The sequence below is a fragment of the Arcicella sp. genome, from assembly GCF_964672035.1.
In genome coordinates this window covers 12,787-38,135 of the sequence record NZ_CBABQS010000014.1, presented here as the reverse complement: position 1 = coordinate 38,135, position 25,349 = coordinate 12,787, and the positions used below count along the sequence as shown (strand labels likewise).

The window sequence follows — 25,349 nt, the reverse complement described above, 5'->3', positions numbered from 1 at the left end:
CGAACCGAAGCGACGGTCGCATCGAAATAAAAATCCTTACAACATTATGAAGAAAAACGTATTATTAAGCCTTTTTATTCTCTTGGGAGTTTATCAAGGATATTCACAGAAGTATAATTCCGATCCAAATTTTGGTGGTAATTATGGAGGCGGATTTTTTAGCCGGTTTTATAAGTTGAAAATGGGCTTTAAATTTTCGCCTGGCTTCATTATTAATTATGTTGATGCCTCCAAAAATTTTAAAGGTTTTGATTCAAATGGTGCGAATGTCCGCTTAAGTTTAGGGCCTGTGATTGATATGTACATCACAGATAAATACGCATTCAGCACGGGACTTTGGTACACCGTCAAGAGTGTAAATTATTCGATGCATGGCAATTTTTACGATAATGAATTATTTAAAACAACCCCTTTAACAATAGACGAAATCCGTGGGACGGAGGCAAATTTCAATTTGCAGTATTTGCAAGTACCACTTACGATGAAGATTTTTAGTGACCAAATTCTTCAAGATACTCCGCTATTCATCCAATTTGGTGGAACATTAGATTTGAAAATTGCTGAAAAAGCCTTGGATAAATCACGGAATGCCCTTTTTCAATATCAAGAACGTCTGGCAAGTTCACAAAGTATATTTGGTTTGGGAGACGTGGGTTTGTTATTAGGAATTGGCGGAGAAAAGTCGTTAAATAGAGGTGGGGATGCTTTTTTCTTCGGAATTCAATATCAGCGAGGTTTATCAGAAATCAATCGTGACAATTCTTTTGGAGATTTAGTAACGAAGAATGGAGCATTTTATTTGGATTTTGGGGTGAAGTTTTAATTTCGATGTTTGATGTTCGTTTTTCGATATCTGGAACAAACATCAAAAAACGAACATCGAATATCGAAATATTACTTAAACTCAATGACCTCTGGCATCAACATCATCACTCCTTCACGAGATTTCAAGGTTTTTAATTGTTTCACATAAGGAGCTAAATCGCCAAATTGAGCAGTCATCATTTTAGCTTCGGCTTCATCTTCCTTTTTATCAAAAAACTCTTGAAAAAAGCCTCTTGGTTGTGGATAAAACTTAGTTTTAAAGTCGCCATCTTTCAATTTTGCTTTCTTAGCCGCAATTTTTATTGCATCTTCCAAACCTCCTAATACATCCACTAAACCGTTTTGTTTTGCTTCTAAGCCCGACCATACACGTCCTCCTGCAAGCGATTTTAATTTGTCAATATTCATCTTGCGACCCTTTGCTGCTTTTGACGTAAATGACTCATAACCAGCCTCAATACTCTTTTGAAACCATGCTTTTTCAAATTCGTCCATGTCACGAGTAACCGTTGGGAAGTCTGAATGGGCGTTTGTATTCACACGGTCGGTGGTTACACCTAATTTATTTTTCAAAAAATTCTCGAAGTTAAAAAACTGGGCAAAAATACCGATTGAACCCGTTATTGTGGTTGGTTGAGCCACAATCGTATCCGCCGCCATGGCCATATAATATCCACCAGAGGCGGCATAATCGCCCATTGAGGCAATAACAGGTTTTACTTTTTTGGTTAATTCCACTTCTCTCCACATTACATCCGAAGCCAATGCCGAACCGCCTGGACTATCAATTCTCAAGACAATTGCCTTCACTTTTTTATCTTCACGAGCCTTTTTAAGTTCAGCCACCCAATCATCCGAACCAATGTTTCCTTTGTCAGCTTTTGCTCCAACGATTGTTCCTTCACCCACGATTACAGCAATTTTATTATCCGAATCATTGTATTTAATCGAAGATTCCGCTTTCATGAATTTTGTAAAACTAACATAATCAATTTTATCATCGGCATCACGTTTTAAAGCTTTTCTAATATCTGATTCAAATTCATCATAATACCCAAGGTTCGTTACTAATTTTGACGATAATGCTCCTTGTGGTTTATAAGCGATCAATTCATCGGCAACTTTCTTTAAATCAGCCACTTGAACATTTCTTGATTTTGCAATTTGATTAAAAATATGGTCATTTAACGACCCTAATAAGGAAGCATATTGCAATTTATTGGCATCACTCATGTTCTCACGCAAAAACGGTTCAACGGCTGATTTATACTCGCCCACTCTAAACACAACGGGTTTGATGTCCAATTTATCCAATGCACCTTTAAAGAAACTAACCTCGGCACTGATACCGTTAAAATCCATTCCACCCGCTGGATTTAGATAAATTTTATCCGCCATTGAAGTAACGTAATAGCCTTTTTCAGAGAACATTTCTCCGTAAGAATAAATGAATTTCCCTGATTTTTTGAATTCGAGAAGAGCATTACGAATTTCTTCTAACGTTGAATAGCCTGCTTGAGGATAGTTAGCTTGCAGATAAATTCCTTTAATGTGACTGTCGACAGCGGCACGTTTCAAACCATCACGAAGTTGAACCATACCCAAGTTATCTGCACCGTCGGCAAAAGGACCTCCAAAACTTTTGAAAGGATTATCATCGTCAGAAGCGTTTTCTACGATGGGACGATTCAAGTCTAATTTCAAAACGGAATTGTCTTTCAATGAAACCGCATCATTCGAAGAACCAATGGCGGCACCAATACCTGCAAGTAGAATAAAACTTATAATGGTAAATAGAAGCAACCCAACAATGGTTGCAAACACATATTTCAGAAATTGTAACATATTATTTTTAAGTTTTGGTTTTAAAATAGTTGCAAGCTTTGAGCGGTGAGCCGTGAGATTTTTAAAAATCATAGCTTATAACTCAGCTCTCAAAACTGTTACTATAACTCAAAAATAAATTATTCAGTTTTGAAAATTGTTTTTATGTGTTCAGTGGAATGTTGAACTGATAGGAGGTGTTTTGTGAATAAGGTTTTATAAAAAATTAAGGACTATTTTTATACGATAGCAAATATAAGTAACCGTAAAATCCTCTTAAAGCTGCGTTGAGAAACATCAAAGCAGAGAGCGAGTTTCCTTTGTATTCCATTTTTACGAAATCAAAGGCACAATTAATTTAAATTCACTCCCCTCTCCTATTTTACTTTTGAGTTCAATTCTACTTTTGTGCCCTTCCACCATTTCTTTTACGTAATATAATCCTAAACCAAAACCTTTTACGTCATGCACATCGCCGGTATGTACACGGAAAAATTTATTAAACACTTGCTTTTGGTCACGGTCGGCAATACCGATGCCATTATCTTTTATGCTGACAATCAGCTCATTAGCAATATTTTCAGTTGTAATTTGAATAATTGGTGCACGTTCTGAATATTTCATTCCGTTATCAATGAGATTATGAATTACGTTGGTAAAATGTAATCTATCGGCTTTAATCAAGGTATTTTTTGCATTGAGATTTATCATTAATTCCCCGTTTTTTTCCTTAAAAAGTGGTACACAGCTATTAGCTAAATCTTCAATTAATTCATGAACTTCAACTTCTTCAAAATTCAATTTATCAATCCTTTGGGCAATATTGGCAGTTTGTAAAACAGTATCTACATTCTTTTTCAAGCGAGCAGCTTCTTTTCTAATGATGGCGGCATAACTCAGCAATCGTTCGGGTGTATTGATGATTTCGGGTTTCATTAAAACCTCACTCGAAATGGAAATCGTTGAAATTGGGGTTTTAAATTCATGCGTCATATTATTGATAAAGTCGTTCTGAATCTCAGAAAGGCGTTTTTGCTTGAAAATTAACATCAACGAATACACAAAAAATGCCATTACCACCAAAAGAATTGCCGACGAAACGAACCAGTTATTCAAGTCGCCCAAAAGGAAAAGTCTTTTATCGGGAAAATGTACGCCAAAGTAATAATTGTGAATACTCAAATCGGGAAAATGGTAATTGGCGGTAGAATCTGAACGGTCGCAATTTTCAGAAAAACATACAAAAGAAGAATGTTGAATGCGGTCTTTCAAGCAATCATAAATTCCATACTCAAAATTGAGTCGGATATCGGAATGGGCAAATTCTTGCTTAATAAATTCCTCCAAAATTTTAGAATTTATCGTGTCATTAACCTGCACGGTATAATAATTGGAAGTAATTCTTTCAACGGGTTTGAGCAATTTGTTGTTCGGATTTTTATTAAAATCTAATAATCGCTGACTCACCATTCGCAGTGCGGACGTAACTCGTTGGTCAAAATCACGGTCTTCGAGGTTGTACGCTTGTCTGAACCAATAATATTGAACAATAACAACGCTACCCAATAACAAAATTGATAAGGCTACGAATATTCTAAGTGTTTTTGCATTCATTTTATGGTGGTTTCTCTTTCATTATCTAACGTAATTTTACAAAATTAATTGATTGTCAGACTTTTAGATTTTCAATTAATTATTAATATTGACACTCCAATATTCAAACATTCTAAATATGTGATAATCAAGGATATAATTTTCAAATTAACTCACTTTCAAATTCTCAAAATATTCACCTTTTCCTTATTTTTGGAATAGTTTTTGAAACACTGCTTTCTGTAAATCCATAAAAAATTAAGTTGTCATGTCAAAGAAAAATAAGGCTATTCATCAATCGCCAGCTTCTATTGTCAAAAATCAATCTGTTGATATTCAAGAAAATAACGCTGAAAATACCAATTCCATGCAATGGTTTAAAATTTACTTTGGCGTATTGGTTGTGGCCGTTTTTCTTGCTTTTTCGGGCGGTTTCGATAACGAGTTTGTCAATTGGGATGACCAAACTTATATAAAACTCAATTATCTCGTCACCAAACCCAACGGACATTGGGCGGAAGCTTGGAACAGTCATATTGCCCTCAATTATGCTCCGCTTACGATTACTTCTTTAATGATAAATTCTGACATTTTCGGGTTTGAATCCGCTCGTTCTTTTATCATTACCAATACTTTAATTCATTTACTGAATGTACTTTTAGTGTTTTGGTTTGTGTTGTTATTACTAAAAAGTAAATCCGAAATATTGCTTCCGAAGACTGGAAAACCTCTTTTTGTGGCATTTATAACAGCTTTATTATTTGCCATTCACCCCATGCGGGTAGAGTCGGTGATATGGGTATCTGAGCGTAAAGACGTTTTGTACAGCTTCTTTTTCTTGGCGGCTTGTATCAATTATTTAAAGTATTTAGACTCCGAAAAAGAACGTAAATATCTAATTTACAGTTTCCTTTTGTTCTTGGCTTCATGCCTTTCAAAAGGTCAAGCGGTCGTTTTACCCATCGTGCTTTTATTGTTAGATTACTGGCGTGAACGCAAATTTAAACGGAATGTTTTTACAGAAAAACTCCCTTTTTTAGTCTTGTCCTTACTCTTCGGTTTGATAGCTACGAGCGTGCAAAGCGGCGGCAATTTTTATGGACTTCTGCACGGAATCGGGCAAGCAGGTTATGCCACAGTTGATAGTGAAAAGGTTTCAATTGCCAAAAATTTCACCTTTGCTGGCTATGGCTTTATGATGTATTGTTACCACCTTTTATTTCCTTTCAAACTTTCCTCATTTTACCTCTACGACCCCTTTGAAAATGTTCATATCGAATATTTCATGGGACTACTTTTTATGATTGCAGTGGTTGGTTTTGGGGTTTATCATTATCGGAAAAACAAGGTTATAACGTTTGGAATCGGCTTTTTCGTGATTACCGTTGTGTTGGTTCTACAAATTATGCAGGTCGGCTTGGCCATCATGGCAGACCGTTATACTTACCTTCCTTACATTGGTTTTTTCTTTCTATTGAGTATGTCTTTGTGGAATCTTTACGAGAAAAAAGGGACTTTTAAATACCTTTCTTTGGGGTTAATTAGTATTTTCTCAATGATGTGCCTTATCATTACTCGCCAACAAGTGGAGATTTGGCAAGATACTATTTCGCTTTTCAAACACAGATTAACCCTAAATACAAACGATTATCGGGGGCATTATAATTTGGGAGAAGCCTACGTAGCAAAGGATGATGTAGATGGAGCGATTGAGCAATTTTCGCTGGCCATTGAACAAGGTTGGAAGGAAAGTATTGCGCCTTGGGCGAACTTGGCAACGGCTTACGAAAAAAAAGGCGATTACGCCAAAGCGATTGAATATCACGACCAAATTATCAAGAAAGATTCTGCTACCGCTGATACGTATATGAATCGGGGAAATGTTTATTTGAATGCTCAAATGCCCGAAAAAGCCCTTCCAGACTTAGAAAAAGCCATGAGTATGCCTAAATTGAAAGACAAAAAATTAACTCGTGGCTCGTTGGCAACGGCACAATTGAACGTTGGAAAATACAAGGAGGCTTTAGATAATTATAACATCGTAATTGATCAAGAAAAAGTGAAAAATAATCCAGAATATTACTACAACCGAGGCGTGGCGAAGACAAAATTTGGCGATAATCAGGGGGCAATTGTGGATATTAAGGAATGTGTAAAACTAAAACCTGACCACGCAAAGGGGAAAGAAGCGTTGGTTTTGTTGGGGGTGAAGTGATGGGTTATTAGCTCAATGTCGTTTAGTCAAGGAATTTAGATTTGGTACAACCTTTCCGAAAGTTCTACAATGGATAAAATACTGTAATCTGGTCTGTTACAAATATTAGACCGTAAATTTTAAAATAATGTCTATAAGAAAAAACTATTTATTCATGTTGTTTCTCTATCTCCTTGCTTTAGGTTGTTGTGAAGCAAGTCATGATTCTGCCCCTTATGGTTTTACTATAAAAAAAGATGGTAAAACGATATTTGGGGGAGATAAAAGTAAGATAAATATCTCTTTTTTAGAGGATAAAACATCAAAACCATACTTTAATCTTATAAAGGATTATGATGGTAAAGATTCTGTTGTATTTGTAAGTATTCTTCCACCATCGGATAAGTCAATGGTTAAGTATCTGATAGTGAATGACCTTGCAAAAAGAAAAGATACTTTATCATTATTTTACTCTGTTTCAAAATGTTCTGTAACATTTGAGTCGTCTCTTCTGAATGGAAAGAAAGGAACTGTAACAACAATCAACTATGCCGTAATTTTTGATGTTGATTAATTTATTTTGAATAATTTTGTAGTTGCTGGTATTTGCTATCAACAAAACCTGCAAAAGCCAACAGAAGAAAGACATAAAAAAAAACCAAACTAATCAAAAAGAGGTCGCTGAATCAAATCAACGACCTCTTTTAAATTAACCATTTTTTCCTACTCCTCACCACCCCGCACTCCCGAAAGAATCGTTGAACCAAAGAAAATAGCATTCAAAAATAGCTTATTTGTCCCGTACCAAAAGGCTCTAAAATTAGGATTATCCGTCATCACAATCACCTTTCCTGAACCGTAACTTGTTGCTACCACCGAAGGCGTATTTTTCAATAGCTTCTTACTTTTTTCTGTAATATAACCACTTACTAATGGTTCGTTGGTATAAATTAATGGCGCATTATACGGGTCTTTTATTTTTTCTAAGAAAATAGAATTATCTCTAAAAACGCTCAATGTTTGGTCTTTATAACCGTACCCAATCGGATGCGTTGGGTCAATTTTTACTTGGAAAATCGCCCCAGAAATTTGTTGCGCTCCTCGGTATCGTTCCGCCAAAGCGTAAGGTTTTGGGGCTGAGGTATCAGCAGGAATCGTTTTGATTTTTACGGGCGAAAGTCCTTTAGATACTACCCAACTTACGGCATCGGTCATAGCAATTAATACGCCACCGGCACGCACCCACGACTTAATTTTCTCCTCTTCCAAGGTATTAAAATCTCCACTCGAAAGAATTAAGGTATTGTATTTCTCCAAATTCATGCGGTTGGCTTGCGTAATGTCCGCCATCGTGAGGGGAATATTTACACGGGTATCCAACAAATGCCAAATTTCCCCTGCATCATTCGGATTAATATTTAATCCTGTGAGCATCAATGGCTTAGGCTGTCTGATGGGAGAAAAAAGGCTACTTCCCAAATCAATTCCGTTGGGCGTTAAACCTGTACTCATAGCATAAAAATCAACCCCATCTCGTTCTGCCAACGTTTGTAAAAGTGTAGTAAGTCCCTCAAAATTAGCTTGTTGATTTGACCCCACCGTAATTTCAATCGTTCCGTAACTGAATTCTTTGGTGCCACCATCAATTACGCCCGTGAAAGGTTCAGTGGCCACTTTCAATTTGTAGCCTTTTTTCTGTAATTCATACGCCGTGCGAGGAGCGAAATAACTGTTCCATTCAAAAACATAACCGTAACTACTTTTACCAATTACTTTACCTTTTGGGAAATCGTTTTTCGTCAATTTTGCTCCTAAAGTTATCGGCGTTTTCACTTCCGAATAAGGCACATTGAAACAATGAGGCATTGACCAAGCAGAAATATCGTAGAAAAGTGAGTCCTCGAAAGTGGTCCGTTTTTCAAAAATTCCGTGAATTAATCGGTGTTGCGGTTGACTTAAAGGAACAATATACGACGAACCTTTTTTGAAAGATTTTCCTTCCAAATTTTCGTCTTTCGATACTTCAAAAACATCAATTTCGTGCTGACGGAGAATTCTTATCATCTCAGAAACCTTCACTGGGTCGTTTCCACCGCCAAAAACGTAGGATTGGGTTGCGGAAGCATTTTTTTCTTGGTAAAAATTTCGCTGATAATCCAACAACTCCTGACGCATATTTCGGGCGGCTTTGAGGGTTGAAAGCGTAGTCGTAAATTGATTTCTAACGGTGAAAGCAAAACTCATATTTCCGTTTTGGGTTTCCTGTAAATGCCCTCTCGAACTGGCTTGTTCAAACAAAATTCCGATTGAACCTTGAGCATCGGGGAACGTCGAACCTTTCCCGTAATAAAAATCGTCGTAACCTTCTTTTGTGAAGTATAAAGAGCCAATTTTATCCAAGGCTTCGGCATGAAATTTTCCGATTTTTTCGGTTAATTCAATATTCTTTTTGGGCGTAATTGGGTGAGTACGAGCGGGAATTCCAGGCTGAAAAAAGAAGGAGGAATTAGGGCCCATTTCGTGGTGGTCGGTCAAAATATTTGGTTTCCACTCATGAAATTTCTGAATTCTACCCTTGCTTTCTGGGTGTTGGGTGTAAAGCCAATCACGGTTTAAATCAAACCAGTAGTGATTATACCGTCCACCGGGCCACATTTCGTTGAGTTCACGACTGTTGGGGTCGGCAACTAAATTTTGACTTTTACTAGCATTCACCCAACTCGAAAAACGTTCACCGCCATCGGGATTAATTCTTGGGTCAATCAAAATGACGATTTCATTCAAAAGCGAATCAATTTCTGCTCCTTGTGCAGCCGCCAAATAATAGGCTGCCAACACCGAGGCATTCGTTCCGCTGGCTTCATTTCCATGCACCGAATAACCCATCCAGACCACGGCAGGCATATTTTTGGTGTCTAATTTTGCCGCTTTATCGGGTTCCATCAAAGCGTGATGGTCAGCTTTAATTTGAGCAATATTGGCTAAATTTTTAGGAGAAGTAACGGTCATTAAAAGGAGCGGACGATTCTCATACGTGCGTCCGTATTCAACCATACTCACCCGATTTGAGAGTTCGGCAATCTTCTTGAAATAACCAATTAAAGCATCATGCTGGATGTGCCAATCGCCCACCTGATAGCCCAAATATTGCTGTGGTGTGGGTATTTTGGGGTCGTAAGTGACATTTTGAGGTAAATAGTAATTGTCTTTTACTTGCCCAAAACTAAGTTGAGCCATGAATAAAAACAAAAAAGCGGCGAACCGCTTTATGGAATTTAGGTTAGGTAAATTGTATTTCATGTGTTGGTTTCTTTGTTGGTTGATATTTGTTATACAATTATACGAAGAAAAAGAGAACTTTCAAATCGCAAATATTATTATACGGTTCACACCTATTCTAAACATAATCGTACATTTGGTTTCACTATTTCCCGCAAACCATGGATACCTTAAAAACCATTATTATCGACGACGAGCAAAAGGGACGAAATTTATTGAATGAATTGGTAAAACGCTACTGTCCAGAAGTAGTGGTTTTGGGTTTGGCAGAAAGTGCCACCGAAGCCATTTTGAAGATTCGTCAATTGAAACCTAACTTTATTTTCTTAGACATTCAAATGCCCGAAGTCAATGGTTTTCAGATGATTGAAATGATGGGAGACATTGATTTTGAGATTGTTTTTGTGACGGCTTACAATGAATTTGCCGTAAAGGCCTATAAATACGCTGCCTTCGATTACCTTTTGAAGCCCGTTGACCCTGACGAACTTAATAAAACCATCGAAAGATTGAAATTAAAACGGCAACAAATTGGCTTGCAAGAGCGCCTTTCCTTGTTGATGAAAACCTTAGAAGAACCTAAAAAATTACCTTCAAAAATCACAGTGAGCAATTCGGATGGTATTTCGGTTTTGAATATTTCCGAGATAATCTACTTGGAAGCGGATGGACCTTACACGACTTTTTTTTTAATGAACGGAACAAAAATCGTCTCCTCTCACAATCTTAAAGAATACGAAGAAATTTTATCGGATAATGGCTTTTTCAGAAGTCACCACAGTTTTTTATTGAATATGAATCATGTATCAAAGTATTTAAAATCAGATGGTTACGCCTTAATGAGCAATGGAAAACATACCGACGTGAGCAAGCGTAGAAAAGATGATTTTGTACAGAAATTGACACATTTGTAGATTCGATGTTCGTTATTCGTTATTCGATATTTGGAAGTCGGACATCGAAAACCGAAAACCAAATATCGAACAACCGAACCGAAGCGTCGGACGCATCAAACATCGAAAACAAACAAAGCCCCAACCGCAAATAAATCAATAATCCACAGCGTAACAGACACTTCTTTATATTTTCCCGTAAACACTTTCAGGATTGTCCAAGACAAAAATCCCCACATAATTCCTTGGGTGATAGAATACGAAAAAGGTATTAAAATCATCGCCAAAAATGCTGGAATGGCGTCATCCAACTTACTCCAATTGATTTTCGTGATGGGTTTTATCATAAAAACTCCCACAATCACTAAGGCTGGAGCGGTGGCAATGGCAGGAATCATGGACAATAAAGGCGATAAAAACATAAAAGGCAAAAATAACAATCCTGCCGTGATGGCGGTGAGTCCACGTCGTCCACCCTGTTCAATTCCTACGGCAGATTCTATGTAGGCCGTCCCCGGACTTGTTCCTAAGATTCCCGCCAATAAAGTGGCTACGGCATCGGTCAAAAGTGATTGTTTTATGTTGCGAGGTTCTCCGTTTTCATCGTATAAATAAGCGGCTTCGGCAATGCCTACGAAGGTGGAAAGACTATCAAAAAGATCAGTAAAAACGAAGGCAAAAATGATGGGAATTAAGGAAAATTTCATAGAACCCACGATGTCTAATTGACCGATCAAACTAAAATCGGGTTTGGCAAAAATGCCCTGAAAATTGACCAAAGTTTTTTGTCCAAAATTTATGACAGAGGCATCTCCCCAATATCGGCCAATGGGTATGGCGAGTAACGTTGTGAGGACAATTCCGATGATAATTCCACCTTTTACTTTGTTGATGATTAGGATTGAGGTAAGAAATAATCCGAATAAAAAGGTCAAAACGATGGGGTCTTTGAGGTTGGCAATACCCATTAAAGTAGCTGGATTCGAGACGATAAACTTAGCATTTTCAAAACCTATTAAACTGATAAACAGACCAATACCCGCTGAAATGGCAAAACGAAGCGGTTTAGGAATGGCTTTCACAATATACGTTCTGACATTGAAAATGGATAATATTAAAAAGAATATTCCCGCCCAAAAAACCGCTCCCAAAGCCACTTGATAAGAAATCCCCATGCCTTTAACGGCCGTGAAAGTGAAAAAGGCATTCATGCCCATTCCTGGCGCAACAACGATTGGGTTTTTGGCGTATAAACCCATCATAACACTACAAAAAAACGACAATAAAACCGTCGCAGTCAGCACCGCAGAAAAGGGCATTCCCGTCTGAGAAAGTATCGAAGGATTAACCACGATGATGTACATAGTGGCTAAAAATGAACTTACGCCCGCAAGAATTTCGGTTTTTTGAGTGGTTGGTGACATGGATTTTCGATGTTATTGTACTTAGATTTATGGATTTATGCTTTTGAAGGATGATTTTCCTGAATGAAACTCCTGGCATGACTGATACTAATATGCTAATCATCAATAGTTTATGAGCTGAGTGATGCCATGAGTAATTATGTACGAATACCCACCTTAAAACAATCATCACTAAAAATAGCTTATTATTTCGAAGATTAAAAAATACACTTTACATTTACACCAGTCAAACACCGAACTTCAAGCATCGAATCAATGGCAAAACATCTCGAAACAGGCAAAAAAGCCGAAATCTTAGCGGGCATTTTTTTGGAAGAAAAAGGCTACGAAATTATGGCTCGGAACTATCGTTACGGTCGTGCGGAGATAGATTTGATTGTAAAAAAAGGTATTTTTATCGTTTTCGTAGAAGTAAAATCATTGACAAACACTAAATTTGGCAATCCAGAAATTAGTGTTACCAAAAACAAAATTAAACTCGTAACAAAAGCCGCCGGAAACTATGTGTATAGTACAAATTGGCAACAACAAATCCGTTTTGACATTATTTCTATCATTTTCAAAAGCGAGGAAGATATTGAAATCACACATTTTGAAGATGCTTTTTATTGAAATAGCACTGAGCTTTGAGCCATTAGCTCTAAGCAAATCAAGCTATTATTACTCCCCAAACTCATTGCTCAAAGCTCATAACTCATAGCTAACTAATGCTTAAAAAAGACCGATATAAAGCGCTGATAGGATATTTTACCGAAAATTTCCCGATTGCAGAAACAGAATTAGCTTATCGCACGCCCTATGAATTATTGGTAGCCGTGTCTTTATCCGCCCAGTGTACGGACAAGCGAGTGAACATCGTTACACCCCCACTTTTTGAGCGTTTTCCAGATCCCGAATCTTTGGCTAAAGCGGATTTGGAAGAGGTTTTTCATTACATCCGCTCAATTTCATATCCCAACAACAAAGCCAAACATTTAATTGGTATGGCAAAGCGTTTGGTAAGTGAGTATAATTCGGAAGTACCCAGTAATATTGAAGACCTCCAAACACTTCCAGGCGTGGGCAGAAAGACGGCAAACGTGATTGTTTCGGTCATTTATAATCAACCCGCCATGGCAGTTGACACGCACGTTTTTAGGGTTTCGCACCGCTTGGGATTAGTGGCAAAAAAGGCAACAACCCCGCTGGCAGTTGAGAAAGAATTAATCAAATATATTCCGAGAGAATCCGTTGCGGTGGCTCATCATTGGCTCATTTTGCATGGGCGTTATGTATGCGTAGCTCGTTCGCCCAAATGTGGCGAATGTGCCTTGAAAGGTTTTTGTAAGTATTTTGAGGCTAAAATAGCTTTGAGCCGTGAGAAATGAGTTAAAAATCTTATGGCTTATAACTCACGGCTCAAAGCTCATAACTCAAAGCTAAAAATGACATATTTACAACAAAATTGGCTCGAGGTTTTGGGCATTATTACTTCCTTAATTTGCGTTTGGTTAAATACTCGTCAGAATGTTTGGGGATGGTTTTGGGCGATTGTTTCTTCGGGAATTTATGCTGTAATTTTTTGGCAATCAAACCTAAAATCTGATGCAGAATTACAAATCGTTTTCATTCTTTTGAGCCTTTACGGTGTTTACGAATGGAAATTTAGTAAAGGTGAAAAAAGCACTCTTCCCGTCAGTAGAATTTCTTTACAATTAGCCGTCATTTGCATAATTTTTTTGGGAATTTTTACGGCCATTTCGGGCTATATCCACAGTCAATATTTAGAAGCAAGTTTACCGTATTTAGATGCTGGATTAACCGCAATTAGTCTTATTGCTACATGGATGACCGCTCGTAAGTATCTGGAAAACTGGATTTTATGGATTGGAGCGAATATTTTTTATGTTGGAATATACATTTACAAAGGACTGAATGGGACGAGTATTTTGTATGTACTTTTGATTGTTTTGGCGGTGAAAGGGCTGATAGATTGGAGGAAATCAATGAAAACTCCTGTCTGAGCGACCCTGTCTGAGCAACCCTGTCTGAGCGACCCTGTCTGAATTACAACAAAGAATTCTCCTTCAAGGAAACCCCATATTCTTCCACCAACAAACTCATCTCACGTCCGCAAGGCATTGCCCAATTTTTCAATTCATGCCCCACTGGGAAACCGTAACAAACCGGGAAATCATAATCCGCAACGGCTTCTTGAATAATCTCGTTGACAGTCTTTCCAAAAGGAACATCATTATCCTGACAACCAGAAAAACTTCCCACAATTAATCCTGCAAGATTTTGTAATTTTCCGCTACGCTTTAGTTGTATCATCATACGGTCGATGCTGTATAAATATTCATTTACATCTTCTAAAAACAAAATTTTTCCATCACAGTTAATATCTGATTTTGAACCAATTACGTGAATTAATATGGCTAAATTTCCCCCAATTAATTGTCCATTTGCCGCTCCCAAACGGTTCATTTGATGCGGTTCAATTTTATAATTAGTTTCTTCGCCAAATAGTATTTTTCTCAGGCTTTTCAAAGACTCCTCTCCTCCTTCTTGCAAGAATAATTTTGGCATTGTAGCGTGCAGACTTTCGATATTTAAGGTGTGAATATGACAATGAACGGCAGTAATATCCGAAAATCCAATCACCCATTTTGGTTGTTTTTGAAAGGTAGTAAAGTCAATAGAATCTAACAAACGAGAACTACCATAACCTCCTCTGGCCGAGAAAATTGCCTTTATTTCGGGATTATCCAACATCATTTGGAAGTCATTGGCTCTCACTGCGTCAGAACCCGCAAACTGATGATATTCGCCCGTGAGGGATTCGCCAAGCATGACTTTTAAGCCCCAATCGTTTTCCATCAATGCGATGGCAGGTTTTAACATTTCAAAATCGACTTTGCAGGCTAAGGCCAATAAGCCTACGGTATCACCTTTTTGGATTGGAGTTGGTCGCAATGATTTGTGAGATTTTAGATTTTCGTAAATTTACACCCTCAGAAACTTTAATTCAAATTTTATAAATGCTCAAATTCATTTTAACGTTTATCATCTACCTTTTATCTTTCAATAATCCTGCATTTCCATTCCTACCTATATACGGTACTTTTGTTGAACCTAAATCAAGCTAAAATCGTAGATGAAACGAATCATAAAATACACCATCGGACGGGACATCGAAGGTAAAGAAGGATATTTTACTGCCATTGACAAAACCCAAACCTCGCATATTTTCGGCAAGCTACCACAAACTTAATTTCAAATTTTGATTGATATACGTAACCAAAATAAGGTTTTTAGCAACAATAACAAATGGATTGTTAGTGGATGAGAAGGAGAAGAACATTGAATATTATTTACCAATCTAACTTGTAAAATCACCCTGTAACAACACATCGCTAATTACTTCGGTGGTTCTTTGGTACTCGGTCATAAAACAAAATTATTCGCTAATGAAGTGCTCTTTTTTCAAGGAGATGCCAATTATACGAAGATACATTTCTTATCAGGCAAACCCAAACTTATTGCCCGTACGCTACCGTATATCCAACAAAAAACGGAGGATAAAATGTTTACTCGCATCAGCCGAAAACATTTACTGAATCGCAAATTTATTGTGGAAATAGGAGCCGACTTTGTGGTGCTTTCGGATAAGACCATTTTGCCAATTGTCAGAAGGCGAAAACGGGAGCTTTTGAACAGCAATACATTTGTAGGATATGCCAGTGATGCCACCGCCGACTTTAGTAATGCTACAGCGATTGGTGCAGATGCAAAGGTTGATGCAAGCAATAAAGTACGTATTGGAGATAATTTGGTAACGGTTATTGAAGGGCAAGTACCTTTTACCAATCCTTCTGACCGTCGATTGAAAGAGAATATTACCATCAATAACAGTTGGGTTTACCTTTTAGTGGGCTTAACAAATCAACGGATGGAATGTACTCGTTGGCTTATTCAGATTTTGTAATGCCTTTGGTAAATGCCGTGAAAGAGCAACAAATCCAAATCAATGCGTTGAAAAAACAGCTTCAAGCTGCCAATACATTTAAGCAAAAATTAGAAGCAATTGAAAAAAGAATGGCCTCATTAGAAGAGTCGAAAACGGAAAGCTTTGATTCAGCTAAAAAGTAGATTTTTCTTAAAATAATATCATCATTATCAAAACAAAATATTCAAATATCATGAAATCATTATGCTATTTTATCGTTGTGTCGGGATTATTATTGACTCAAAAATCATTGGCTCAATATCCAGTTTCTTTTCCTGATGGAATTGTGATCGGGAATTCAGCCGTTACCATTCCTTCGGGAAGTACCTACAAATTAGCGGTGAGTGGTGGTATCATCACAGAAAAAGTGAGGATTGCGACCAGTGGAACCGCTTTCTGGGCTGATTACGTATTTGAACCAACGTTCAAACTTCGCTCCTTGAAAGAAGTAGAAAATTTTATCAAAGCAAATAAACACCTTCCTGATGTGCCTTCAACGGCTGAGGTTACAAAAAATGGACTTGACTTGGCAGAAACGCAAGCTTTATTATTACAAAAAATCGAAGAATTAACGCTTTACCTCATTCGACAACAAAAAGAAATTGACCAGTTGAAAAGGGAAATTATAAGCGAAAATAATGGTTCGTACAGTATTTCACTTAGTTTTCAGTAGTTGAATATCGGAACTATATACTTAAAAATGCAACACTTGAAATTTGCCCTATTTAACCGCTGACGAGGTAAAAAACCGTCGTCTGGGTTTCGGATTCAGAATGTTTAAATATTATGAAACATTTATTCTATTTCATCGCTACCTTTGGTTTATTATTAAATCAAAGGTTATTAGCACAGTACCCTGTTTCTTTTCCAGATGGAATTATGATAGGGAATTCAGCCGTTTCTATTCCTTCGGGAAGTACCTACAAATTAGCGGTGAGTGGTGGTATCATCACTGAAAAGTGAAGATTTCGACCAGTAGAACCGCTTTTTGGCTTGATTACGTATTTGAACCAACGTTCAAACTTCACTCCCTGAAAAAAGTAGAAAATTTTATCAAAGCTAATAAACACCTTCCCGATGTGCCTTCAACGGCAGATGTTACAAAAAATGGACTTGACTTGGCAGAAACGCAAGCTTTATTGTTACAAAAAATCGAAGAATTAACGCTTTACGTCATTCGACAACAAAAAGAAATATTAACCAGTTGAAAAAACAAAATTACAACCAGAAATAATGGTTGATAAAATCTTTCATTTAGTTTATCAGAAGTAAAATTTTTCCTATCAATTACACACCCTTTTAATGTATCAAGTTATCATGAAAAAAATGTTACTGTTGCTTACCCTGTTATCATGCCCAATCATTGGGCAAACGATAACCGAATCTCCCGCCAAAGCCAAAAAGGTATTTATTCCTCCAGTGGCAAACAAATTGGCAGTTGTTCTGAAATTTGGTACTACGGGCATTTCCCCCGAACTATCGTACCGACTTAATCAAAAAATTAATGTGCGAGCAAGTTTCTCGATGTTCAATTACCAAAAGGTTGAAATACTGAGTATTGACACGGGAGGTAGTAATAGTACGAGTACAGCTCCCGCCGAAAAAGCAAAAATGCAGTATGATGCTTCTGTTAAATTGGGAAATTTTGGCGTTTTAGTTGATTTTTATCCTTTCAAAAGGCGAGTTTTCGCCCTCAATGCAGGCGTATTTTATAATACAACTTCTTTCAGTGTTGATTTACAACCCAAAAGTAATCTAAATTTCAATGATCGGGTTTTTACCCCCGAGGAAACTGGAACGATTGGACTGAAAGTTAAATATCCAACCGTTGCTCCTTATTTTGGTCTCTCGTTGGGTAATCCGAATACTGGAAAAAGACTGAAATTTCTATTTGATCTTGGGGTAATGTACACGGGTTCTCCTTTAATTGAAATGCGAGGTACTGGGTCAATTGAACCCACCGCAAGCCAAGCTGCCCAGTTACAGGCAAATTTGAAACCCATTTATTTGTATCCAGTCTTGAAATTTGGTTTGTCTTACCCTATTATAAAATAATCATTTAACAAAAAACTTAGAATCATGAAAACTATATATTTCAAAAAATTCCTCCTACTTATTACTTTGGGTCTTATCGTATTTGCGTGCAAAGAATTAGGCAGCATTGACCCTGGCAAAGACCTTAAATTAATTTTAAATTACAAACCTGCCGATTCATTTATTGAAGCACAGATAAAAGATGCTGTTTCTGGAGATTTAATTTCAAGCAACATCAACATCGAGATTGTGGGCGCTCAAGCAGCCAATGTTATCAATTTTGAAGGCGAGGCTAAGAGCAAATACACGAAAAAAGGGCCAAGTTTTTATATTGGTTTTCAGAACATTTTTCCTTCTTTAACAAACCCGATAAAGCTTAAAGTCCTTATTTCAGCGGATGGTTATTTGAGTAATAGCCGTGATATACTTTTGACTGATGTTGAAAATCCACCCGTAGAAATTGCCTTGGTTAAAATTGACTCGCCGCCCGCTGGATCAGCCATCAAGCAAGCGAATATTAGTGTAACAACGAGTGGCGCAAGTCAAGCGACAACCCTTGAAGTGGTGAATCAACAGAAGGCTACTCTCGTAGCGATAAATCAAGGAACAATTATGAAGGATAGCCAAGGAAATGTGGTTACAGGTAATTTGACTTCTACCGTAGCTACATTTTCTGGCACCTCAGCAGAGGCGGCTCCATCCTTTCCTGGGGGAAATGCCGCTGTTTTAGCAAAAGATATTGATGGGAAAACGAATGTATCCGCAACCCTCGTACCAATCGCTTTTGCCGATATTAGTATTAAATCATCGGGTGGTGCCGAAGTTACCAGTTTTACGAAACCAATTAGTATTTCTTTTGAAGTTGATCCAAATACCATTAATCCCACTACTAACCTTGAAGTAAAAGTAGGGGATTCGTTTTCGGTTTATAGTTATAGTAATGCCACGGCTGTATGGACTTACGATAAAGAAGGTACAATTATCAGTAAAAATGGGAAGTTGTTTGTAAGCTTTGAGAGTAATCACTTAACCTGGTTTTATATCGGATATACTTACCGCATTCCAAATTCAGTTCAAATAAACCTGACGGTAGATGGTGCCCCTAACAACAGTGCCAATGGACGTAGTTTGTCATATTATGCACTAATAAAATATAACATTGGTAGATTTACTTACAGCGCTTACTATACTGGTGCATTTTACGCTACAAATAGTACACCACTAAAATTTACAAGTACCATTTATTCATCGGGGGTAGTTCAATCTATGGAAGCAAGATTTTATCATCCTTTTACGGGTAAATATACAATACTTACCGTACCAAATCCTAACTCAGGTCTGGCGAATTTAAATGTTCCATACGGAGTTGTTAGCACTACCAAGCTCAAAACAGTTAATATTACGGTAAGTTGCGAAAATAAATGTGCTTTACAAATTCTTCCTTATAACGTGGGCATAGAATATAACAACAATATTAATGCTAATCTTTCTGGTACCACAGAAAGATGGATATTTGCGGGCAATGTAAATTATGATAAAACTGATAATAAAATAAAATTAAGAGCCTACTTACCAGATAATACCAATTTATTATTTAGGGCAATCGCCTATCCTGAATATCCCAAACAAATCAACACAGGAACAGGTGACTCTTTTGAAGCTCCTATTATTTTACCCAAAACGCATCCATTATGTAATTGTGGAAAATGAGAAAACACTTCTGAATAGTTAAAAAAAGGTATTCATGCTTAGGCATTGAATACCTTTTTTTTGGTGAATGGGGGGAGCAAAAGTTTAGATTTACGAGAAATTTTGAATCAACAAACCACCAAAATTTTAACGATTCGAGGGAATTGAGTATCAGGAAAAGGAGGTGAATCATTCTACTTACCTCCCTTTTCCACCTCTGGAATATACTCACTTTCAAGAACAACCTCCTGATAATCAGACAGTTTTGTTAAATCTAAAGTTGGAATTCCTGAATCTAAAGTATCATTAACCATTGAGGTAAATTTTGCCCCAAAAACCATTTCTCGTGAATGATATGATGTTCGTGAGTGAACGGTCTGGTTAAAAGTGTCTTCAGTTGCTCTTATCAAAATTAAAAACTCAGCATCGGCTTTTATTAACTCCTCTTTGCCTAAACCAAACATGGGACTTTCTTGCGTTATGGCATGAACAATTGTCCAGTTAGTAGGAAAGAAATTTACCTTATTCCGCTCTAATTTTAATCCATAATATTTTCTTATTGTCTTTCCATCTACTTGCTTTTCTAAAACAGATATTACCAATTCCACTTGCAAATCAATCAGCTGATTGGCTCTTTCATTAACTATCCGAAACATAAATGCTGTTACGTCTAAATAAGGAGCAACAATGGCTTTTTCGGAATATAAAATATGCGCAACGGGCTTAGAAAACCGCCCGTAGAGCAAACTGGTAGCCAAAGCAAAAACTAATAATCCTAATAATGACTCAACCGCCGCCACAGAACTTGCCCAAAAACCAATGGGTGCAATACGTCCATAACCAACCGTTGTGAGGGTTTGCGAGGAAAAAAAGAAGGCATCCATAAACCTACTTTGTGGCGAAGTGAGATCGGCACCTTGTAGATTTTCGATACCGACAAATTCATAAATAGCCGCAAAAATAAAGTTTAGTGTTAAATAGAAAGAAATAACTAACAAGAAAAAACGCCCCCAAGAACATACTATCAAACGGTTAAAAATATTGAGTCGACTCCAAAAAGCAACACCTTCTCTTCTGACGTTGAAGCTACCATCACTGTTTAATAACCGAGTTTGGGAATTATGTACTTGCGTGCCAAAACCTAAGTCACGGCGATTTTCTTCGGCTTCAACGAGTTTGTCTTTTTTTGGATGTCGTAAATTCATAATTGGACAGTTTTGATATGAGTTTAACCATTTTAGATAATTTTTTGTTTCAATATTGATACTTCTGGCAAGCCAAGATTGATTTTGTTTCACAAAATATTAATAATCAGATACAAACAAATGTAAAAAGAATTATTTTTGTTTGAAAATACATTGCATTTTCAAACAAGTGCTTAATAATGAGCCTGTTAGCATAATCATTAATCGAAATGAAAAATCTATTATTTACCTTAATATTTTCTTCCCTACTCTTTACAAGCAAAGCCCAAGCGGTTAATGAACACACTGGACAAAAAATCCAATGGATGACGCTGGAACAAGCTTTTGCGGCTACCCAAAAAGAACCTCGCAAAATTATGGTGGATGTTTACACGGGTTGGTGTGGATGGTGTAAGGTGATGGATCAAAGAACTTTCCCGAATGAAAAAGTAGCCAATTTTATCAGCGAGAAATTTTATGCTGTAAAATTAGACGCAGAAATGAAGGATACTATCAACATTGGCACTCAAAAGTATATTTGGCAAAATGGCTATAATCAAGCGGGAGTGGCGCTTTTGCAAGGAAAAATGTCTTTCCCAACCATTGTGTATTTAGACGAAAAGTTTAATATGATTCAGCCCGTACCAGGTTTTCAGGAGGCGGCGCAGTTTCATCAAGTGATTACTTTTTTTGGCGACAATCACTACAAAAAAGGAAATTGGGAAGCCTACCAAAAAGACATTTATCCAAAACAATACGGACAGCCTGTGGTGGCGGAAGCTAAGAAATAGTTTTTTAGTTGGCTTAGGATTTACCTTCACTTACTAAAATTCAACAAAAAAGTGGTCAGGATTTACATTCTGACCACTTTTTTATATCTTATACCTTCTAAACCTGAATTTATTAATTGCAAACTGCCTACTCAAAAGTCATTCCATCTAAATCATTTACCGAAACCACGTATTTGGATTCATTATTTCCTAAACGCACTTTTAAGTGATAATTTCCCCCTACTAAATAGTATAAAGGCTTCAAAATACCTGTTTGAGTGGCTTCACTGTATTTATAATCGCAGGGAATTCCCATGCCCGTTTCAGTGGTCAAGATTGGGATTAATCTACTATCGCCCGTTTTGATATGAATAATATTATTTTCTTCGGTCTGTAAACATTTTACCATTTCACTGGGCGCAGCGATGGCTTCTAAAGTAATTTTCACGGGTGCATAAACAACCGTTTTTATCGCTTCATCTTCTTCGATAATTCGATAATATTGCGTACCAAAATTCATCCGTGGGTCCACAAAAGTGTATAATTGTCTTTCATCCTGCGTTCCTTCGATGGTAACTTCGTTTAAATCATAAAAATTCTCTTTATCGTAACTGATTTGAACGATGTATCGTTTAGCTTGATGTCCGATGGCACTTAACCACGATAATTTTGCCTTATGGTTTTCATCAACCGCTACCTTTAACGAAATTTTTGAATTACTTAAAGATTTAATCGGTTCAATATTTTTTTTAGCAACTGGAAAAACTATTTTCAGTTCAGCAAAAGGTTTAACAACAAAAAGTTTGTATTCTTTGTTGAGTAATAATCTGAAGGGCTTTGCCGGAATTGCAAAGGAGGCGTTAATGATAAAAATCACTAAAGCGATAGATAGTTTTGTCTTTTTCATGGGTTATTTTACAACTTGTTAGTCTATCCAATAATTAACAAAACTTGTACCAAATCTTTTAAATTCATCAAAATATTCTTATTATATGCTCGTTGCCAAAAGTTTTGGAGAAAAGGCCATCATTTAATATTCCATTTTTTACAATTGCCCAAACTATCAGGAAAAAATTGTTTTTACAATCCATTTTTAAGCCTTATTTTTACGTCAGAAAACAATCTAACTGACTAATTTTGTGAATATTTCAAGATTTTCTTAAATCATATTTATTCATTTACAGGTGTTAGGTATTTGGTTCGTAGATTTTAGCAGTACAGAAAATTATTTAATCATAAATTATTCTTGAAAGCTAAATACTAAAAACTAAGCCCTAAAATCTATTTCCCAAACATTAAATCATTGAAATAACCGATGGCAACAGCAACCTTCACACTCGAAAGAGATATTGAGATTTTTAATTTAATTAATCAAGAAGCTCACCGTCAAGAATACGGTTTGGAATTAATTGCTTCTGAAAATTTTACGTCAAAACAAGTTATGGAAGCCCAAGGCTCAGTTTTGACTAATAAATACGCCGAAGGTCTTCCGGGCAAACGTTATTATGGCGGTTGTGAAATTGTTGATCAAGTGGAAACCATTGCGATTGAACGTGCCAAAGCACTTTTTGGCGCCTCATGGGCAAACGTTCAACCACATTCTGGAGCGCAAGCCAATGCGGCAGTTTTCTTATCTTTTTTGAATCCTGGTGATAAAATTCTTGGTTTTAACCTCTCGCACGGTGGACACCTTTCGCATGGTTCACCCGTGAATTTTTCGGGAAAATATTTTCAAGCATTTTTCTATGGCGTGGAAGAAGAAACAGGTTTGATTGATTGGGATAAAGTAGAAGCAACCGCTTTAAAAGAAAAACCAAGATTGATTATTTGTGGTGCATCGGCTTATTCTCGTGATTGGGATTATGCTCGTTTGCGTTCAATTGCGGATGAAATTGGCGCTATTCTTTTAGCGGATATTTCTCATCCATCGGCTTTGATTGCCAAAGGATTGTTGAACGACCCAATGCAACATTGCCATATTGTAACGACAACAACGCACAAGACTTTAAGAGGTCCACGTGGTGGTTTAATTATGATGGGAAATGATTTCGTGAATCCGTTTGGATTAACTACCTTGAAAGGTGAATTAAAAATGATGTCGGCTTTATTAGACGGCGGTGTTTTTCCAGGAACTCAAGGTGGACCTTTAGAACACGTGATTGCGGCAAAAGCCATTGCTTTTGGTGAAGCCATGACGGATGATTTCCAACAATATGCCGAGCAATTACAACGCAATGCGAAAGTAATGGCTCAGGGTTTTGTGGATAAAGGATATAAAATCATCTCAGGAGGAACTGATAATCATTTGATGTTGATTGATTTACGTCCAAAAGGATTGACAGGAAAATTGGCAGAAAATACTTTGGTAAAAGCGGACATTACGATTAATAAAAATATGGTTCCGTTTGACGATAAATCACCATTTGTAACTTCAGGTATGCGTGTAGGAACGGCTGCTATGACCACTCGTGGCATGAAAGAAGCAGAAATGTTGCACATCGTAGAGTTGATTGACAGCGTGTTGATGAACCACGATAATGAAACATTTATTGGTTCTGTAAAGTCCGAAATTAATAAGTGGATGGAAGCATTTCCATTATATGTATAGGTTTAGAAATAATTCAAAATAACAAAACCCTGACAATCGTGAATGTTGTCAGGGTTTTTTGCGTTTTTGATGTAAATTTGTATTCAAGACATAATTAAATCCGAAATTAGAAGAAAGTCGTAGTTGTTATCATAAAAACTTTCTAAATCTGAAAAGACCCACATGGCATTAGACCAAGAATTTGAACAAGAATTAGACGAAACCGAAGGCAAAGAAATGTCCTTCCTTGACCACCTTGAAGAACTGCGTTGGCATATTATCCGTTCAGTAGCTTCAATTCTGGTATTCACCATATTAGCATGGACTTTTCAAAGGGAAATATTTGGAGGAATAATTATGGCCCCTTCAAAATCAACTTTCTGGACCAATCGAATGCTTTGCAAGTTGGCTGATTTGACGGGTGTTGAAGGCTTATGTTTCAAACAAGCCGATTTTGTTTTGCAAAATCGTGAAGTTTCAGGACAGTTTATGTTTGCCCTTACGCAATCAATTATGGTAGGTTTACTATTCGCTTTCCCCTATTTTTTCTGGGAAATTTGGCGTTTTGTAAAACCAGGTTTAAAATTAAAAGAAGCTAAGGCTGCGACTGGAGCCGTTTTTTGGGTTTCTTTATTATTTTTTATGGGCGTAAGTTTTGGTTATTATGTAGTTTCACCGATGGCCATTAACTTTTTGGCTAATTTCAAATTAGATGATTCTATCCAAAATCAATATGACATTAGCGATTACCTTTCGTTACTTTCAACCATGACATTGGCTTGTGGTGTAACTTTCCAATTACCGATGATTGCCTTTGTGCTTTCACAGGTGGGCGTACTTACGCCTGCATTTATGCGTGAATATCGTCGTCATGCGGTGGTTGTTATTTTGATTTTAGCAGCCATTATTACACCTTCGCCCGATATGATTTCTCAACTTTTAGTAACATTACCACTTTTGGCACTTTATGAAGTTAGTATTATTGTTTCGGCAAGGGTGAATAAAAGACGTGAAGCAGAGTTATTATAGTAAATAAAATATAACCAAAATGGGCGGATGAAATGA

24 protein-coding genes are annotated in these 25,349 nt (G+C 37.0%); 17 read left to right on the top strand and 7 right to left on the bottom strand.

Translation table 11 applies throughout. The annotated features are described in order from the left end of the window. Window positions 1-46: 46 nt before the first annotated feature. Window positions 47-823 (top strand): outer membrane beta-barrel protein, encoded by a 777-nt coding sequence (locus AC1W31_RS06010; RefSeq protein WP_481733507.1) that lies wholly within the window; start codon window positions 47-49, stop codon window positions 821-823. 71 nt (window positions 824-894) lie between these two features. On the opposite strand, the gene sppA is transcribed toward AC1W31_RS06010, so the two are convergent. Continuing rightward, a complete protein-coding gene (sppA, locus tag AC1W31_RS06005; protein WP_481733506.1) occupies window positions 895-2,670 on the bottom strand; it encodes a signal peptide peptidase SppA in 1,776 nt (591 codons plus the stop codon). 312 nt (window positions 2,671-2,982) lie between these two features. Beyond that, window positions 2,983-4,263 carry a sensor histidine kinase gene (locus tag AC1W31_RS06000; RefSeq protein WP_481733505.1) on the bottom strand — a complete coding sequence of 427 codons (1,281 nt, stop codon included), beginning with the start codon at window positions 4,261-4,263 and terminating at the stop codon, window positions 2,983-2,985. Window positions 4,264-4,510: 247 nt separating this feature from the next. On the opposite strand from AC1W31_RS06000, the gene AC1W31_RS05995 reads away from it, so the two are divergent. Continuing rightward, the gene (locus AC1W31_RS05995) at window positions 4,511-6,457 is read left to right on the top strand and encodes a tetratricopeptide repeat protein (RefSeq protein WP_481733504.1); all 1,947 of its coding nucleotides are present in this window, start codon (window positions 4,511-4,513) and stop codon (window positions 6,455-6,457) included. Between the two features lie 127 nt (window positions 6,458-6,584). Further along, window positions 6,585-7,010, top strand: a complete 426-nt coding sequence (locus AC1W31_RS05990; RefSeq protein WP_481733503.1) for a hypothetical protein — start codon at window positions 6,585-6,587, stop codon at window positions 7,008-7,010. A 149-nt stretch (window positions 7,011-7,159) separates the two neighbouring features. Here the strand turns inward: AC1W31_RS05990 and AC1W31_RS05985 are convergent, their stop codons facing one another. Next, complete coding sequence (locus AC1W31_RS05985) at window positions 7,160-9,736, bottom strand: M14 family metallopeptidase (protein WP_481733502.1); 2,577 nt, start codon at window positions 9,734-9,736, stop codon at window positions 7,160-7,162. Window positions 9,737-9,876: 140 nt separating this feature from the next. Here AC1W31_RS05985 and AC1W31_RS05980 point away from each other — a divergent pair, with 140 nt between their 5' ends. Beyond that, the gene (locus AC1W31_RS05980) at window positions 9,877-10,629 is read left to right on the top strand and encodes a LytR/AlgR family response regulator transcription factor (RefSeq protein ID WP_481733501.1); all 753 of its coding nucleotides are present in this window, start codon (window positions 9,877-9,879) and stop codon (window positions 10,627-10,629) included. 95 nt (window positions 10,630-10,724) lie between these two features. Here the strand turns inward: AC1W31_RS05980 and AC1W31_RS05975 are convergent, their stop codons facing one another. Next, window positions 10,725-12,032 (bottom strand): NCS2 family permease, encoded by a 1,308-nt coding sequence (locus AC1W31_RS05975; RefSeq protein ID WP_481733500.1) that lies wholly within the window; start codon window positions 12,030-12,032, stop codon window positions 10,725-10,727. A 255-nt stretch (window positions 12,033-12,287) separates the two neighbouring features. Between AC1W31_RS05975 and AC1W31_RS05970 the strand changes: the two genes are divergently transcribed. From AC1W31_RS05970 to pnuC, 3 genes are all read left to right on the top strand, one after another. Continuing rightward, window positions 12,288-12,644, top strand: a complete 357-nt coding sequence (locus AC1W31_RS05970) for a YraN family protein (RefSeq protein ID WP_481733499.1) — start codon at window positions 12,288-12,290, stop codon at window positions 12,642-12,644. Window positions 12,645-12,739: 95 nt separating this feature from the next. After that, a complete protein-coding gene (gene nth / locus AC1W31_RS05965) occupies window positions 12,740-13,399 on the top strand; it encodes an endonuclease III (protein ID WP_481733498.1) in 660 nt (219 codons plus the stop codon). 57 nt (window positions 13,400-13,456) lie between these two features. Next, the gene (gene pnuC, locus AC1W31_RS05960; RefSeq protein ID WP_481733497.1) at window positions 13,457-14,035 is read left to right on the top strand and encodes a nicotinamide riboside transporter PnuC; all 579 of its coding nucleotides are present in this window, start codon (window positions 13,457-13,459) and stop codon (window positions 14,033-14,035) included. Between the two features lie 43 nt (window positions 14,036-14,078). On the opposite strand, the gene AC1W31_RS05955 is transcribed toward pnuC, so the two are convergent. Then, window positions 14,079-14,987, bottom strand: coding sequence for a S66 peptidase family protein (locus tag AC1W31_RS05955; protein ID WP_481733496.1), 909 nt, complete (start codon window positions 14,985-14,987; stop codon window positions 14,079-14,081). Window positions 14,988-15,447: 460 nt separating this feature from the next. Between AC1W31_RS05955 and AC1W31_RS05950 the strand changes: the two genes are divergently transcribed. The 7 genes from AC1W31_RS05950 to AC1W31_RS05920 all read left to right on the top strand — a co-directional run bounded on the left by AC1W31_RS05950 (window position 15,448) and on the right by AC1W31_RS05920 (window position 19,764). Beyond that, window positions 15,448-15,999 carry a LytTR family transcriptional regulator DNA-binding domain-containing protein gene (locus AC1W31_RS05950; RefSeq protein ID WP_481733495.1) on the top strand — a complete coding sequence of 184 codons (552 nt, stop codon included), beginning with the start codon at window positions 15,448-15,450 and terminating at the stop codon, window positions 15,997-15,999. After that, window positions 15,969-16,163: a hypothetical protein gene (locus AC1W31_RS05945; RefSeq protein ID WP_481733494.1), complete on the top strand. Its 195-nt coding sequence runs from the start codon at window positions 15,969-15,971 to the stop codon at window positions 16,161-16,163. Before AC1W31_RS05950 ends, AC1W31_RS05945 begins: the two co-directional genes overlap by 31 nt. A 50-nt stretch (window positions 16,164-16,213) precedes the next feature. Continuing rightward, a complete protein-coding gene (locus tag AC1W31_RS05940; protein WP_481733493.1) occupies window positions 16,214-16,693 on the top strand; it encodes a hypothetical protein in 480 nt (159 codons plus the stop codon). Window positions 16,694-16,806: 113 nt separating this feature from the next. Next, the gene (locus tag AC1W31_RS05935) at window positions 16,807-16,983 is read left to right on the top strand and encodes a hypothetical protein (RefSeq protein WP_481733492.1); all 177 of its coding nucleotides are present in this window, start codon (window positions 16,807-16,809) and stop codon (window positions 16,981-16,983) included. After that, window positions 16,980-17,228: a hypothetical protein gene (locus tag AC1W31_RS05930; protein ID WP_481733491.1), complete on the top strand. Its 249-nt coding sequence runs from the start codon at window positions 16,980-16,982 to the stop codon at window positions 17,226-17,228. Before AC1W31_RS05935 ends, AC1W31_RS05930 begins: the two co-directional genes overlap by 4 nt. A gap of 109 nt (window positions 17,229-17,337) precedes the next feature. Beyond that, on the top strand, window positions 17,338-18,075 hold the full coding sequence (locus tag AC1W31_RS05925) for a hypothetical protein (protein WP_481733490.1): 738 nt from the start codon (window positions 17,338-17,340) through the stop codon (window positions 18,073-18,075). A gap of 24 nt (window positions 18,076-18,099) precedes the next feature. Next, window positions 18,100-19,764, top strand: a complete 1,665-nt coding sequence (locus AC1W31_RS05920; RefSeq protein ID WP_481733489.1) for a hypothetical protein — start codon at window positions 18,100-18,102, stop codon at window positions 19,762-19,764. Between the two features lie 173 nt (window positions 19,765-19,937). On the opposite strand, the gene AC1W31_RS05915 is transcribed toward AC1W31_RS05920, so the two are convergent. After that, window positions 19,938-20,948, bottom strand: coding sequence for an ion channel (locus AC1W31_RS05915; protein ID WP_481733488.1), 1,011 nt, complete (start codon window positions 20,946-20,948; stop codon window positions 19,938-19,940). A 209-nt stretch (window positions 20,949-21,157) separates the two neighbouring features. Between AC1W31_RS05915 and AC1W31_RS05910 the strand changes: the two genes are divergently transcribed. Beyond that, entirely contained in the window at window positions 21,158-21,718 is a 561-nt protein-coding gene (locus AC1W31_RS05910; protein ID WP_481733487.1) for a thioredoxin family protein, read from the top strand. Between the two features lie 127 nt (window positions 21,719-21,845). On the opposite strand, the gene AC1W31_RS05905 is transcribed toward AC1W31_RS05910, so the two are convergent. Continuing rightward, complete coding sequence (locus AC1W31_RS05905; RefSeq protein ID WP_481733486.1) at window positions 21,846-22,604, bottom strand: hypothetical protein; 759 nt, start codon at window positions 22,602-22,604, stop codon at window positions 21,846-21,848. A 408-nt stretch (window positions 22,605-23,012) separates the two neighbouring features. Here AC1W31_RS05905 and glyA point away from each other — a divergent pair, with 408 nt between their 5' ends. Continuing rightward, the gene (gene glyA / locus AC1W31_RS05900; RefSeq protein ID WP_481733485.1) at window positions 23,013-24,305 is read left to right on the top strand and encodes a serine hydroxymethyltransferase; all 1,293 of its coding nucleotides are present in this window, start codon (window positions 23,013-23,015) and stop codon (window positions 24,303-24,305) included. A gap of 162 nt (window positions 24,306-24,467) precedes the next feature. Continuing rightward, window positions 24,468-25,313 (top strand): twin-arginine translocase subunit TatC, encoded by an 846-nt coding sequence (gene tatC / locus AC1W31_RS05895; RefSeq protein WP_481733484.1) that lies wholly within the window; start codon window positions 24,468-24,470, stop codon window positions 25,311-25,313. Window positions 25,314-25,349 lie beyond the last annotated feature (36 nt).